This window comes from Geodermatophilus sp. SYSU D01045, assembly GCF_054050295.1.
On sequence record NZ_JBJGZB010000004.1, the window covers coordinates 180012 to 193536 of the forward strand.

Genomic DNA, 13525 nt, shown 5'->3' on the forward strand with positions numbered 1-13525 from the left:
TCGTCTGCACGTTCCGCGCGAGGCTCGCCCGAGGGGCGGCTACGCAGCAAGCCTAGGACTCGCCCCACGGACGGGACAACACCGCTGACCAGCGGAGTGTTCCTCGTTACGAAGACGATACCCCAGGCGCCACTCCCACCACGCAGGCGCCGTCGTGGTCCACCTCGAGGGGGTACACGCGCCACCCGTCCGGGGTGATCCCGGTCACCTCGCGCACGGCCGCCGGGTCGCCGGGGACGTCGCCGGGGCGCCGCCGCGCGAGCACGAGGACGCTGGGCCCCGCCCCGGAGACGACGGCGGCGTGGCCGGCGGTGCGCAGCCGGTCGACCAGCGCGATCGTGTCCGGCATCGCGGCCGCGCGCTGCCGCTGGTGCAGCCGGTCGTCGGTGGCCTCGAGCAGCAGCCCGGGCTCCGCGGTGAGCGCGTGCACCAGCAGCGCGGCGCGGGCGGCGGTGAACGCGGCGTCGGCGTGCGGCACCGACGCCGGCAGCAGTGTGCGCGCGGTGTGCGTCGACAGCGTCGCACCGGGCACCAGCACCACCGGCACGACGTCCTCGCTCACCGGCAGCCGGTCGGCCCGCGCGCCCTCGGGTGTCGTCCAGGAGAGCGTCGCGCCGCCGAGCAGGCAGGCGGCGACGTTGTCCGGGTGCCCCTCGAGCTCGTCGGCCAGCCGCAGCACGGCGTCGTCGTCCCGGACGTCGACGTCGGGGCAGAGCTCGAACGCGCCGACCACGCCCGCGACGACGGCCGCGGCCGACGAGCCCATCCCCCGCCCCTGAGGGATCGCGTTCTCCGCGCGCACGCACAGGCCCGGCGGCGTCCAGCCGAGCCGCTCGCACGCGGCGCGGAAGGCCCGCACGACCAGGTGCCGCTCGTCGGTGGGCAGCTCCCCCGCGCCGACGCCGGACACCTCGACGGTGAGCCCCGAGTCGGCGACGGCGAACTCGACGACGTCGTGCAGGGTCAGCGCGAGGCCGGCGCAGTCGAACGCGGGACCGAGGTTGGCGCTGGTCGCGGGCACGCGGACCCGCACGGAGGACCGAGCGGCCACTCAGAGGCCCAGCTGCGCGGCGGCCGCGGCGGCGTCGACCGGCACGGTGACCGGGGCGGGCGCGCCGGAGATGGCCCACTCCGGGTCCTTGAGCCCGTTGCCGGTGACGGTGCACACGACGCGCTGCCCCGGCTCCAGCTCCCCGGCCGCGGCCACCTTGAGCAGCCCGGCGACCGACGCGGCCGAGGCGGGCTCGACGAAGACCGCCTCGCCGCGGGCGAGCAGCCGGTAGGCGGCGAGGATCTCGCGGTCGGTGACGGCGTCGATGCGGCCGCCGGACTCGTCGCGGGCGGCCAGCGCCTTCGTCCACGACGCCGGGTTGCCGATGCGGATCGCCGTCGCGATGGTGCTCGGGTTCTCGACCACCTGGCCGGTGACGATGGGCGCGGCGCCGGCGGCCTGGAAGCCGAACATCCGCGGGCGCCTGGTCGCGGTGCCGTCGTCGGCGTACTCGCGGTAGCCCTGCCAGTAGGCGGTGATGTTGCCGGCGTTGCCCACCGGGAGGCAGTGCACGTCGGGGGCGTCGCCGAGGACGTCGACGACCTCGAACGAGGCGGTCTTCTGCCCCTCGATGCGGTACTGGTTGACGCTGTTGACCAGGCTGACCGGGTAGTCGATCGCCAGCTTGCTGGCCAGCGCGAGGCAGTCGTCGAAGTTGCCCTCGACCTGCAGCAGCTTGGCGCCGTGCACCAGCGCCTGGGCGAGCTTGCCGAGCGCGATCTTGCCCTGCGGCACGAGGACGGCGCAGACCATCCCGGCACGCGCGGCGTAGGCCGCGGCGCTGGCGCTGGTGTTGCCGGTGGACGCGCAGATGACCGCCTGCGAGCCCTCCTCGCGCGCCTTGGTGATGGCCATGGTCATGCCGCGGTCCTTGAACGACCCGGTCGGGTTCGCGCCCTCGACCTTGAGGAACACCTCGCAGCCGGTGCGCCGGGACAGCTCGACGGCGGGCACCAGCGGGGTCGCGCCCTCGTGGAGGGTGACCACCGGCGTGGTGTCGCTGACCGGCAGCCGCGACCGGTAGGCCTCGATCAGCCCGGGCCAGAACGGCGAGACGGCACCGCGCAGCGTCCCCGTCATGACAGACCCTCCACCCTCAGCACGCTGGTGACCCCGCGGACCGCGGGGACCTCCCGGAGCGCGGCGATCGTCGCCGACAGCGCCGCGTCGGGGGCGCTGTGCGTGACGATGACCAGCGTGGCGGCGTCGCCGTGCCCGTCCTGGCGGACGGTGGCGATGCTCACCCCGTGCTCGGCGAAGGCGGTCGCGACGGTCGCCAGCACACCGGGGACGTCGGCCACGTCGAGGCTGACGTGGTACCGGGTGGGCGTCTCGGCGATCGGCCGCGCCGGCAGGTCGGCGTAGGCGGTGGGCCCGGCCCCGGCGGCGCCGGCCACCAGGTTGCGGGCGACGGCGACCAGGTCGCCGAGCACGGCGCTCGCGGTGGGCTCGCCACCGGCGCCCTGCCCGTAGAACATCAGCTGCCCGGCGGCCTCGGCCTCGACGAACACGGCGTTGAACGCCCCGCCGACGGCGGCCAGCGGGTGCGACGTCGGGATCATCGCCGGGTGCACGCGGACGGCGACCGACTCGCCCTCCCCGTCCCCGTTGCCCGGCACCCGCTCGCAGATGGCCAGCAGCTTCACCGTGCAGCCGATCTCGGCGGCGCGGGCGACGTCGGTGGCGGTGACCGACGAGATGCCCTCGCGGTGCACGTCGGCGGCGGTGACCGCGGTGTGGAACCCCAGCGACGCGAGGATCGCGGCCTTCGCGGCGGCGTCGAAGCCGTCGACGTCGGCGGTCGGGTCGGCCTCGGCGTAGCCGAGCTCGGTGGCCTCGGCCAGTGCCTCGGCGAAGCCGTGCCCGGTCTCGGCCATCCGGGACAGGATGTAGTTGGTCGTGCCGTTGACGATGCCGACCACCCGGCGGATCTGGTCGCCGGCCAGCGACTCGCGCAGCGGGCGCAGCAGCGGGATCGCCCCGGCCACCGCGGCCTCGTAGTACAGGTCGACGCCGGCCTTCGCGGCCGCGGCGTGCAGCGCGACGCCGTCCTCGGCCAGCAGCGCCTTGTTCGCGCTGACCACCGACTTGCCGGCCTCGATGGCCGCCTGGACCAGCGTGCGGGCCGGCTCGATCCCGCCGATGACCTCGACGACCAGGTCGACGTCGTCGCGGGTGACCAGGCCGAGCGCGTCGGTGGTGAGCAGGTCCGCGGGCACGTCGGGGTGCCGGTCGGGCCGGCGGACGGCGACCCCGGCGATCTGCACCGGGCGGCCGACCCGGGCGGTGAGGTCGGCGGCCTGCTCGTCGACCAGCCGCAGCACCGCGCTGCCGACGGTGCCGCAGCCGAGCAGGGCGACCTTGAGCGGTTTCACGAGCGGGCTCCCACGGGGTGCTCGGGCGCGGGCTGGTCGATCGCCGGGGACGGGGCCGGCGTCGCGGCCAGCACGGCGTCCAGGGCGAACACGTCGGACAGTGTCTGACGCCGCACGATCTCGGTGGCGGCGCCGTCCCGGACGGCCACCACCGGCGGCTTGAGCAGGTAGTTGTAGTTGCTGGCCATCGACCAGCAGTAGGCGCCGGTGGCGGCGACGGCGAGCAGGTCGCCGGGCTGCACGTCCGAGGGCAGCCACAGGTCGCGGACCAGCACGTCGCCGCTCTCGCAGTGCTTGCCGACGACGCGGCACAGCGCCGGCGCGGCGTCGGAGGTGCGGTTGGCCAGCACGCAGGTGTAGCTCGCGTCGTAGAGCGCGGTGCGGATGTTGTCGCTCATCCCGCCGTCGACGGAGACGTAGTTGCGGACCTGCGGGCCGCCGTGGCCGCCGCCCAGCCGGACCGGCTTGATCGTGCCGATCTCGTACAGCGTCACCGTGCCGGGCCCGGCGATCGCGCGGCCGGGCTCGACGGCCAGCCGCGGCACCGGCAGGTCCAGCGCGGCGCACTCGGCGGCGACGACGGTGCGCAGCCGGCGGGCGACGTCGGCGGGGGTGACCGGGTCGTCGTCGGACAGGTAGGCGATGCCGAACCCGCCGCCGAGGTTCAACTCCTCCAGCACCTCGCCGGTGGCCTGGTGGACCTGCCCCATCAGCCCGACGACGCGGTGCGCGGCGGCCTCGAAGCCCGCGGTGTCGAAGATCTGCGAGCCGATGTGGCTGTGCAGCCCGGCCAGGTGCAGCGCGGGCTCGCGGATGACCCGCACGGCGGCGGTCAGCGCGTCGCCGGTGGCCAGCGAGAAGCCGAACTTCTGGTCCTCGTGGGCGGTGGCGATGAACTCGTGGGTGTGCGCCTCGATGCCGACCGTGGTGCGCACCAGCACCGGCACCGGGTCGCCGCCGGCGGCCACCCGCGCCGCGGCCATGGGCACCAGCCGGTCGATCTCGTCGAAGGAGTCGAGCACGACGTGGCCGATGCCGGAGTCGACGGCCAGCTGCAGCTCGACCAGCGACTTGTTGTTGCCGTGCAGCGCGATCCGCTCGGCGGGGAAGCCGGCGGCCAGCGCGACGGCGAGCTCGTTGCCGCTGCAGGCGTCCAGGTGCAGGCCGTCGTCGGCGATCCAGCGGGCCACCTGGCCGCAGAGGAACGCCTTGGAGGCGTAGTGCACGTCGGCGCCGTCGAAGGCGGCGGCGAAGTCGGCGGCGCGGCCGCGGAAGTCCTCCTCGTCGAGGACGAACAGCGGGGTGCCGTGGGTGCGGGCGAGCTCGGTGACCGGCTTCCCGCCCAGGTGCAGCACGCCGTCGACCCGGCGGGCCGTGCGCGGCCAGACCTGCGGGTCGAGTGCGCCGAGGTCGGCCGGGGGCATCCCGGCCGAGGGCTCCGGGGCGAAGGCGCCGTGGAGCGGCCCCGCCGGGTGGGCCCTCACATCCGCTCCGGCGCGGAGACGCCGAGCACGCCCAGGCCGTTGCGCAGCACCACCGCGGTGGCCGCGCACAGCCACAGCCGCGCGGTGGTCAGTGGCGTCGCCTCCTCGTCGCCGCGGGGCAGGACCCGGCAGACGTCGTAGAAGCGGTGGTAGGTGCCGGCCAGTTCCTCGAGGTAGCGGGCCACCCGGTGCGGCGCGCGCAGTTCGGCGGCCGAGGACACCACCCGCGGGAACTCGCCGATCGCCCGGAGCAGGTCGTTCTCCCGTTCGTGGGTGAGCAGCCCGGGGTCGACGCCGTCCGCGTCCCCCAGCCCGAGGCCGAGGTCGGCGGCGTTGCGCAGCACCGAGGAGATCCGGGCGTGCGCGTACTGGACGTAGAAGACCGGGTTGTCGTTGGTGCGCCGGCTCCACAGCTCGACGTCGATGTCGATGGTCTGGTCCACCGAGGCGCGGGCCAGGGCGTACCGGGCGGCGTCGACGCCGATCGCGTCGGTGAGGTCGGACAGCAGCACGATCGTGCCCGCCCGCTTGCTCATCCGGACCGGCTCGCCGTCGCGCAGCAGGTTCACCAGCTGGCCGATGAGGATCTCGAGGTGGGTGTCCGGGTCGTCGCCGGTCGCGGCCACCAGCGCCTTGTACCGGCCGACGTAGCCGGAGTGGTCGGCGCCGAGCATGATCACGACCCGGTCGAAGCCGCGGGCCCGCTTGTCCAGGTAGTAGGCGCAGTCGGAGGCGAAGTACGTCGTCTCGCCGTCGGCCTTGACCAGCACCCGGTCCTTGTCGTCGCCGAAGTCGGTGGTGCGCAGCCACACCGCGCCGTCGGACTCGTAGACGTGCCCCTGCTCCCGCAGCCGGGCCAGCGCCTTGTCCACCGCGCCGGTGTCGTACAGCGACTTCTCGGAGAACCAGACGTCGAAGTCGACGCCGAAGCCCTCCATCGACCGGCGGATCTCGTCGAGCATCAGCGCGACGCCGCGGTCGCGGAAGGCCTGCCGCTGCGCCTCGTCGTCCCGGTCGAGCACGTCGGGGACCTCGGCGACGACGGCGGCGGCGATGTCGGCGATGTAGGCGCCGCCGTAGCCGTCCTCGGGCACCGGCTCGCCCTTCGCGGCGGCCTGCAGGCTGCGGGCGAAGCGGTCGATCTGCGCGCCGGCGTCGTTGATGTAGTACTCGCGGGTCACGTCGGCGCCGCCGGCCTGCAGCAGCCGGCCGATCGCGTCGCCGACGGCGGCCCACCGGCTGCCACCGATGTGCACCGGGCCGGTCGGGTTGGCGGAGACGAACTCGAGGTCCAGCCGCTGACCGGCCAGCGTGGCGGTCCGGCCGTAGGCCTCCCCCGCGGTGACCGCCTGCACGGCGATCCGCCCCAGCGCGCCCTGCGCGAGGGTGACGTTGAGGAAGCCGGGACCGGCGACGTCGACCCGCCCGACGCCCGGCTGCGCGCGCAGCTCCTCGGCCAGCAGGTCGGCCACGGCGCGCGGCGGCATGCCGGCGGGCTTGGCCAGGCGCAGGGCGACGTTGGTCGCGTAGTCGCCGTGCTCGGGGTTCTTGGGACGCTCGACGAGGACGTCGTCGGGGACGGCGACGGCGAGCGTGCCGCGCTCGACGACCGCCGCGACCGCGGTCCGGACGAGGTCGCGCAGCTGCTCGGGTGTCACCGCGTCATCGTAGGCAGCGGCCGCGACCCGGTTCCCCGCCGCACCCGCGTTGCCAGGGAGCGCACAGCCGGGCGACCTAGACTCGCGTGCCGGGGCAGGCGCGAGGCCTGCCGCGCCGGAGCGCCCATCGTGCGCCACGACCGGCGGACGCACCACTCGACGATCACTGAGGAGAGCACGTGGCGAAGGACCGCAAGCCCGAGGCCGGCCGCGCCGGAGGCGGGTCGAGCCGGTCCGGGTCCGGCGCACGTCCGGTGTCGACGGCGAAGTCGGGCAGCGGGTCGTCGGCCCGCCCGCCCGCCGGCCGCCCGGGGGGCCGCGGTCGCACCCGCCCGCCGACGCAGGTGGTGACGCAGCAGCGGCCGTGGGGCCTGATCGCCGCCGCCGTCGCCGTCGTGGTGTTCGCCGCCGCGGCCATCACCTACGCCGTCGTCCAGGTGCGGCAGTCCGACGCCGCGGAGATCGATGCCCTCGACGAGATCTCCGGCATCCAGAGCTTCGACTACGCCGCCGGCCAGGAGCACGTCACCACCCCGGTGGAGTACGAGCAGACGCCGCCGGTCGGCGGGCCTCACGACGGCGAGTGGGCCGACTGCACCGGCACCGTCTACGACGTCGACATCCGGCACGAGAACGCCGTCCACTCGATGGAGCACGGCGCCGTGTGGATCACGTACGACCCGGACGCGGTCACCGGCGACGACGTCGAGAAGCTCGCCGAGCTGGTCGACGGCGTCTCCGGCCGGCTGCTGTCGCCCTACGCCGGCCTGGACTCCGCGGTCAGCCTGCAGTCCTGGAACCACCAGCTGAAGGTCGACTCCGTCGACGACCCGCGGATCGAGCAGTTCGCCGACTTCCTCACCTTCAACTCCGAGGTCGAGGGCGCCTACCCCGAGGTCGGCGCCAGCTGCGAGAACCCGACCTTCATCAGCGACCCGCTCGTCGTCGGCGACGCGAGCCGCGGCGCGGGCGCGACCACCGACGCGCCGACCACGCCGACCATGGGTGCCGACGGCTCCACCGAGTCCCCGACGGAGTGACAGCGCCGTGACCGCCACCGCCGTCCGCCCCGGGCAGGAGACCCCCGCGCCGGCCCCCCGCCCGCGCGGCCGCGGCCTGCGGGCCGCGCTCCTGGCCGTCATCGCCGTCGCGCTGGTCGCGCTCGGCGGCGGGCTGGCGGTGGGGCTCGGCATCGGGCAGGAGGCGACGCCGACGGCGGACTCCGTCGACGCCGGCTTCTCGCGGGACATGGCGGTGCACCACCGGCAGGGCGTGGAGATGGCCAACCTGGCCCTCGAGCGCAGCACCGACCCCGAGATCCGGCAGATCGCCTTCGACATCTCCAGCACCCAGACCAACCAGGCCGGGCAGATGGAGGGCTGGCTCGCGCTGTGGGGTCTCCCCCGCTCCGGCGGTGAGCACATGGCGTGGATGGGCGGCGGGCACGCCGGCCACGACACGTCCTCGACGTCCGGTTCCGGCGGCGCGCTGATGCCCGGCATGGCCACCGAGGACGAGCTCGCCGCCCTGCGGTCGCTGTCGGGGCCGGCGTTCGACGTCGAGTTCCTGCGGCTGATGATCCGCCACCACCAGGGCGGCTTCGACATGGCGCAGTACGCCGCGGAGAACGCCGCCGAGCCGGCCGTGCGGAGGCTGGCCCGCTCGATCGCCGAGACGCAGACCGCCGAGGTGACGACGATGGTCGGCATGCTGACCGCGCGGGGCGGGACGCCGCTGCCGGCGCCCTGACCCGCCGCCGGGACGGGCGGGGAGGGCTGGTAACTTCTCTCCTGCCCCGAGCCCCCGTAGCTCAGGGGATAGAGCACCGCCCTCCGGAGGCGGGTGCGCAGGTTCGAATCCTGCCGGGGGCACACCGGGTCGGAGGCCCCGCAGCGAGTCGCTGCGGGGCCTCCGTCGTGTCCGGGCCCGGTCCACTCCGGTGGACGCCGGGGACGGGCTCAGGCCAGGAAGGTCTCCCAGCCGCCGGCCGGAGCCGTGCCCACGGGCAGGGTCCGCAGCCGGTCGAGGACGGCGGGGTCCTGGGCGTCCAGCCAGTCGACCAACTGGCGGAAGGACACCAGCCGCACCTCGGGCCGGCCGGCGACGGCCCGCAGGGCGTCCTCCACGGCGTCCATGTAGATCCCGCCGTTCCACTGCTCGAAGTGGTTGCCGACGAAGAACGGCGCGCGGTTGGTCGTGTAGGCCCGCTCGAACCCGGCCAGGTAGGCGTCCCGGGCCTGCAGCCGCCAGGTGCCGTACATCGCCGGGTCGCCGGACACGTCGCCCTGGGTCTGCCGGTACATGACGTTGTAGTCCATGGCGAGCACGCTGCCGCCCGAGCCCGGATCGGTGCCCGGGAAGGGCACCGACGGCAGCGGGAAGTCCCAGAGGCCGAGCTTCTTCCCGGGCCAGACCTGCTGCCCGCCGGGTGAGCTGGCGTCGTACCGCCACCCCAGCGCCCCGGCGGCGGGCAGCAGCCCGTCCTGGCCCTCCAGGCACGGGGTGCGGCCCCCGATCAGCTCGACGTCGTAGTCGAAGGGGAGCGGCGGCAGGTCGCTGCGGCCGGTGGTGGTCTTCCAGGTCTGCACGAACCGCTTGGCCTGGGTGATCTCGCTGGTCCAGTCCTCCGGGGACCACAGCCGGACGCCGGTCTCACCGCAGAAGTGGCCGTTGAAGTGGGTGCCGATCTCGTGCCCGTCCAGCCAGGCGAGGCGGACCTCGGCCACGGTGTCGAGCACCTCCTGGGTCGAGAGGAAGCCGATGTCGGAGGAGCCGACCGGGTGCCGCGGCGGGGCGTACTGCATCCGCTGGTCGGCCGGCAGCGCGTACAGCCCCGTGAGGAAGAAGGTCATCGACGCGCCGAGCTCCTGCGCCAGCCGCCGGAACCGGGGGAACTGACCGGTGGACAGGTTGGCCGCGCCGTCCCAGGAGAAGACGACGAACTGGGGCGGGCGCTCGCCGGGCGACAGCCGCCACGGGACCGGCTGGTGGGGCTGCGGTCCGGTGTCGGCCGTCGACCCGTCGCCGATCAGCCGCACCGCGGGTGCCCTGGCCGGCGGGGGTCCGGGACGCGGAGGAGCCGACGTGGCGGGCGCGGACGCCCTCTCCGTGGCCGCCGTGAAGGAACGCACTCCCGCACCGCAGCCGGTGGCGGCGAGCACGGACGCCCCCGCCCAGCCGAACAGTGCCCGTCGGCTCAGTTCCCGCACGAGCCGTCACCGGTGATGCCCACGAGGTCCCCCATCACGCCGGCCCCCGTGCCTGCGCCACGCGATGTCGCGGTGGCCCGACGCACGGTAGCGGTGACGAGGCAGATCCGGAACCGTTCCGTGCGCCCCGGGGCGGGGACGCGCCGGAGCCCGGGTCACCGCGGGCGGAAGGGGCGGTAGCCGCCTCCGAGGTGCACGGGCGCGAGGCCGGGCTGCGCGCCGCCGCCGTCCGCCACCGCACCCTCGGCGCCCACGCCGAGCAGGGTGCGGGTGACCTGCTGGGTGGAGTCGAGCAGGTCGTCGAGGGCGCGGTCGAGGTGCTGCGCGGTGACCGCGACGAGCGGGTCCTGCTCGTGCAGCGCCTCGAGCACGGCGCGGCGCAGCAGCTCCTTGAGGAACGACGCCGTCACGCCCTCGCTGCGGTCGACGGCGCGCGTCACGTCGTCGTCGGTCAGCCGCAACGGCACCGCCCGGCCGTAGAGGAGCAGCAGCTGCCGGCGGGCCGCGGCGTCGGGGAGGTCGACCTCGACGGCGACGTCGATGCGGCCCGGGCGCGCCGCCAGCGCCGGCTCCAGCAGGTCGGCCCGGTTGGTGGTGAGCACGAACAGCAGGTCGGCGTCCGGCGCGGCGCCGTCCATCGCGTCGAGCAGGTCGAACAGGACCGGGCTGCCGCCGGGGCCGAAGGAGCGGTCGGCGGCGACGAGGTCGACGTCCTCGAGCACCACCACGGCCGGCTGCAGTTCGCGGGCGAGCTCGGTGACCGAGCCGACGACGCCGAGCGAGCGACCGGTGAGCAGCAGCCGGGTGTAGTCGCCCATGCGGCCGAGCAGGTAGCGGACGGTGTGCGTCTTGCCGGTGCCCGGCGGGCCGTAGAGCAGCAGCCCGCGCTTGAGGTGCTGGCCGGCGGCCCGCAGGCCGGCGCGGTGCCCGGCCACCCCGACGGCGTGCCGCTCGACGCGGTCGAGGACGGCCGCGGGCAGCACGACGTCGTCGCGGGTGAGGTCCGGCGGGTCCAGGAAGGTGAGCGCGACCTGGCCCGTCGGCGTCGGGGTGACCTCCACCAGCCGGCCCCGGTAGACGTTGAGCTCGCGGCGCAGCCGGTCGAGCTCGGCCAGGACGGCCTGCGCCCGCTGCACCGGCAGGCCGGCCACCTCGACGCTCATCGTCGGCCGGTGCTCCCCCGCCTCCTGCACCAGCAGGACGTAGCGGCCGTCGTCGTCGGTGACGAGCAGCAGCGCCAGGCGCAGGCAGGCCAGCGTCGACCCCGGCCCGTTCGGCAGGTCGACCACCGCGGGCGCGCTCAGCCGGACCGGCGGCAGCGCCTCACCGGTCATCAGCTGCTGCAGGTCGATGCCGACGTAGTGCGGCGGGAGCACGACGCCGCGCACCTCCACGGAGCGCCCGGGTGCGGCGCTCCACGCGTCGAGCGCGGTCTGCAGGTTGACGTGCTCGAAGGGCGGCAGCTCCCGGGCGACGACCGACTGGCCGAGGCCGGCCGGGCCGAGCGTCCGCTGCACCAGCGCGACGACCTCGTTGCCCGTCCCGTGCGCGGACAGCTGCAGCCAGTCGAGCAGGGACCGAAGCCCCGCGGCGAACTCCCTGACCTCGTCCTCCGACGCTCCCGCCACCGCGACCCCGCTCTCCTCGACCCACGTGGCGGCGGAGCGTAGCGACGGCCGGCCCGGCGTGTCGCCGGGAAACCCGGGCCGGCTCGCGCTCAGGCGGTCCTGGCCGGGCGGTCGAAGCGCCAGCCCTGCTCGCGCAGCAGCGGGACCAGCCGGTCGACGGCGTCGACGGTCTGGCTGCGGTCGCCGCCGCCGTCGTGCACCAGGACGACGGCGCCCGGGGTGACCCCGTCCACGACGCGGCGGACCAGCTCGTCGGTGCCCGGCGGCTCCCAGTCGCCGACGGCCAGCGCCCAGCCGAGCGGCTGCATGCCCAGCTCCGCGGCGACCTCCGGCGTCTGCCCCCAGCTGCCGTAGGGCGCGCGGAAGAACGGGATGGAGGCGCCGGGCACCGCATCGCGGATGACCGCCGAGGTGGCCTCGAGGTCGGCGCGGACCTGCTCGGGCGTCCAGGAGGCCATGTCGTCGTGGTGCATCGTGTGGTTGCACAGCGTGTGCCCGTCGCGGGCGATCGCCCGGGCGACCTCGGGGTACTCGCGGACGTGGTCGCCCCACAGGCAGAACGTCGCCTTCACGTGGTGCTCGCGCAGGACCTCGAGCAGGCGGTAGGTGTCCGGCGGGTTGGGCCCGTCGTCGAAGGTCAGGGCGACCGACCGGTCGTCGTGCCGGGTCGTCGTCACGACGTCGGTCGTGGGCTGCCCGGCCTGCGCCGGCGGCGCGGCGGCCAGGAGGAGACCGGCGGTGAGAACGGGGACGGCGAGGCGGACCAGGCGGGCGGGACGGCGCACGGGAACTCCTGTCGACGGTCGGGGGGCGGCTCGTTTCCGGGAACTTCCGGAAGCGAGCCCGGCCGAGCGTGGCACCCGTCACAGCCATCAGCAAGCGCGGCCGGACGGTGGGAGGCGTCCGGCGAGGTCGGGACGGCGAGTCGCGGCGGGGCGGGTCAGCGGAGCGCGGTGCTGTCGCGCACGACGAGCCGGGTGGCCAGCTCGACCTTCGGTCCCTCGAGCCGCTCGCCGTTGACCAGCCGCAGCACCGTGCGGGCGGCCAGCTCCCCCATCTGCCCGAGGGGCTGGTGCACGGTGGTCAGCGGCGGTGAGGACCACGCGGCCTGCGGCAGGTCGTCGAAGCCGACGACGCTCACGTCGTCGGGGACCCGCAGCCCCCGCCGGCGCACCGCCTCGTAGACGCCGAGCGCCATCTGGTCGCTGGCGGCGAAGACCGCGGTGGGCGGGTCGGCCAGCTCGAGCAGCTGCGCGGCGGCCCGGGCGCCCGAGGCGTAGTCGAACTCGCCGGGGACGACCAGCTGCGGGTCCGCGGCCAGACCCGCGTCGTCCAGCGCGGCCCGGTACCCGTCCAGCCGCGCGCGGGTGCACCACAGCCCCGGGCGGCCCGCGACGTGGGCGATCCGCCGGTGGCCGAGGGCGGTGAGGTGCTCGGTGGCGGCGACCCCGCCGGCCCAGTTGGTCGCACCGATCGTGGGGACGTCGAGGTCGGGCAGCCCGGCCGGGTCGACGACGACCGCCGGCAGGTGCAGCCCGCGCAGCTCGGTGTGCAGGTCCGGGTCGAGCGCGGTGGTGACCAGGATGACGCCGTCGCTGGCCCGCGCCCGGACGTTGTCCAGCCACTGCCGGGCCGAGCTGCGCCGCCGGTGCACGGCGGAGACGACGGTGCCCACCCCGGCGGCGTGCGCGACCTGCTCGACGCCGCGGATGACCTCCAGCGCCCACGGGCTGTCGAGGTCGTCGAAGACCAGGTCGACCAGCCCCGCCCGCTCCTCCCGGTGCGGGCCGCGGCGCTGGTAGCCGTGCTCGCGCAGCAGCCGCTCCACCCGCTCCCGGGTGTGCGGCGCGACGTCGGACCGGTGGTTGAGCACCCGGGAGACGGTGGGCACGGACACGCCGGCCTTCGCGGCGATCTCGGAGATCGTCACGGCATGGCGCTGGGTGTCCGTCACGTCCCCTCCTCCGGGCCGACGATCAGCCTACGGCCGTGGAGCGGCCAACACGGGCGCTCCCGTTCCGCCCACCCCCCTTGCGGATGACCGGTTGCGTTCCGGTAACTTCCGGAAGTGACGCGGGCCACAGGGCCGTGCCCGCGCACCGGACGTCCTTGGAGGGACA

Annotated in this window: 11 protein-coding genes and 1 tRNA gene; 3 read left to right on the forward strand and 9 right to left on the reverse strand. The window is 75.3% G+C overall.

What is annotated here, in order from left to right; genetic code table 11:
* Positions 1-106: 106 nt before the first annotated feature.
* From thrB to argS, 5 genes are read right to left on the reverse strand one after another with little or no spacing between them, the layout of a single operon-like run.
* Positions 107-1021, reverse strand: a complete 915-nt coding sequence (gene thrB / locus ACI798_RS05215; RefSeq protein WP_456940281.1) for a homoserine kinase — start codon at positions 1019-1021, stop codon at positions 107-109.
* Between the two features lie 30 nt (positions 1022-1051).
* Complete coding sequence (gene thrC, locus ACI798_RS05220) at positions 1052-2131, reverse strand: threonine synthase (protein ID WP_456940282.1); 1080 nt, start codon at positions 2129-2131, stop codon at positions 1052-1054.
* Positions 2128-3426 carry a homoserine dehydrogenase gene (locus ACI798_RS05225; protein WP_457047399.1) on the reverse strand — a complete coding sequence of 433 codons (1299 nt, stop codon included), beginning with the start codon at positions 3424-3426 and terminating at the stop codon, positions 2128-2130. Before ACI798_RS05225 ends, thrC begins: the two co-directional genes overlap by 4 nt.
* A complete protein-coding gene (lysA, locus tag ACI798_RS05230; protein WP_456940284.1) occupies positions 3423-4910 on the reverse strand; it encodes a diaminopimelate decarboxylase in 1488 nt (495 codons plus the stop codon). The genes ACI798_RS05225 and lysA overlap by 4 nt, the downstream gene beginning before the upstream one ends.
* Positions 4907-6568, reverse strand: coding sequence for an arginine--tRNA ligase (gene argS / locus ACI798_RS05235; RefSeq protein ID WP_457047400.1), 1662 nt, complete (start codon positions 6566-6568; stop codon positions 4907-4909). The genes lysA and argS overlap by 4 nt, the downstream gene beginning before the upstream one ends.
* A gap of 347 nt (positions 6569-6915) precedes the next feature.
* Between argS and ACI798_RS05240 the strand changes: the two genes are divergently transcribed.
* The 3 genes from ACI798_RS05240 to ACI798_RS05250 all read left to right on the forward strand — a co-directional run bounded on the left by ACI798_RS05240 (position 6916) and on the right by ACI798_RS05250 (position 8439).
* Entirely contained in the window at positions 6916-7608 is a 693-nt protein-coding gene (locus ACI798_RS05240; protein WP_457047401.1) for a DUF3105 domain-containing protein, read from the forward strand.
* Positions 7609-7615: 7 nt separating this feature from the next.
* Complete coding sequence (locus tag ACI798_RS05245; RefSeq protein WP_456940287.1) at positions 7616-8317, forward strand: DUF305 domain-containing protein; 702 nt, start codon at positions 7616-7618, stop codon at positions 8315-8317.
* Between the two features lie 50 nt (positions 8318-8367).
* Positions 8368-8439: transfer RNA gene (locus tag ACI798_RS05250), tRNA-Arg, on the forward strand.
* Positions 8440-8526: 87 nt separating this feature from the next.
* Here ACI798_RS05250 and ACI798_RS05255 read toward each other — a convergent pair.
* The 4 genes from ACI798_RS05255 to ACI798_RS05270 all read right to left on the reverse strand — a co-directional run bounded on the left by ACI798_RS05255 (position 8527) and on the right by ACI798_RS05270 (position 13359).
* Entirely contained in the window at positions 8527-9606 is a 1080-nt protein-coding gene (locus tag ACI798_RS05255) for a hypothetical protein (RefSeq protein ID WP_457047402.1), read from the reverse strand.
* 326 nt (positions 9607-9932) lie between these two features.
* On the reverse strand, positions 9933-11405 hold the full coding sequence (locus ACI798_RS05260; RefSeq protein ID WP_457047403.1) for an AAA family ATPase: 1473 nt from the start codon (positions 11403-11405) through the stop codon (positions 9933-9935).
* A gap of 89 nt (positions 11406-11494) precedes the next feature.
* Positions 11495-12190 carry a polysaccharide deacetylase family protein gene (locus ACI798_RS05265; protein WP_457047404.1) on the reverse strand — a complete coding sequence of 232 codons (696 nt, stop codon included), beginning with the start codon at positions 12188-12190 and terminating at the stop codon, positions 11495-11497.
* Positions 12191-12345: 155 nt separating this feature from the next.
* The gene (locus ACI798_RS05270) at positions 12346-13359 is read right to left on the reverse strand and encodes a LacI family DNA-binding transcriptional regulator (protein WP_456940291.1); all 1014 of its coding nucleotides are present in this window, start codon (positions 13357-13359) and stop codon (positions 12346-12348) included.
* Positions 13360-13525 lie beyond the last annotated feature (166 nt).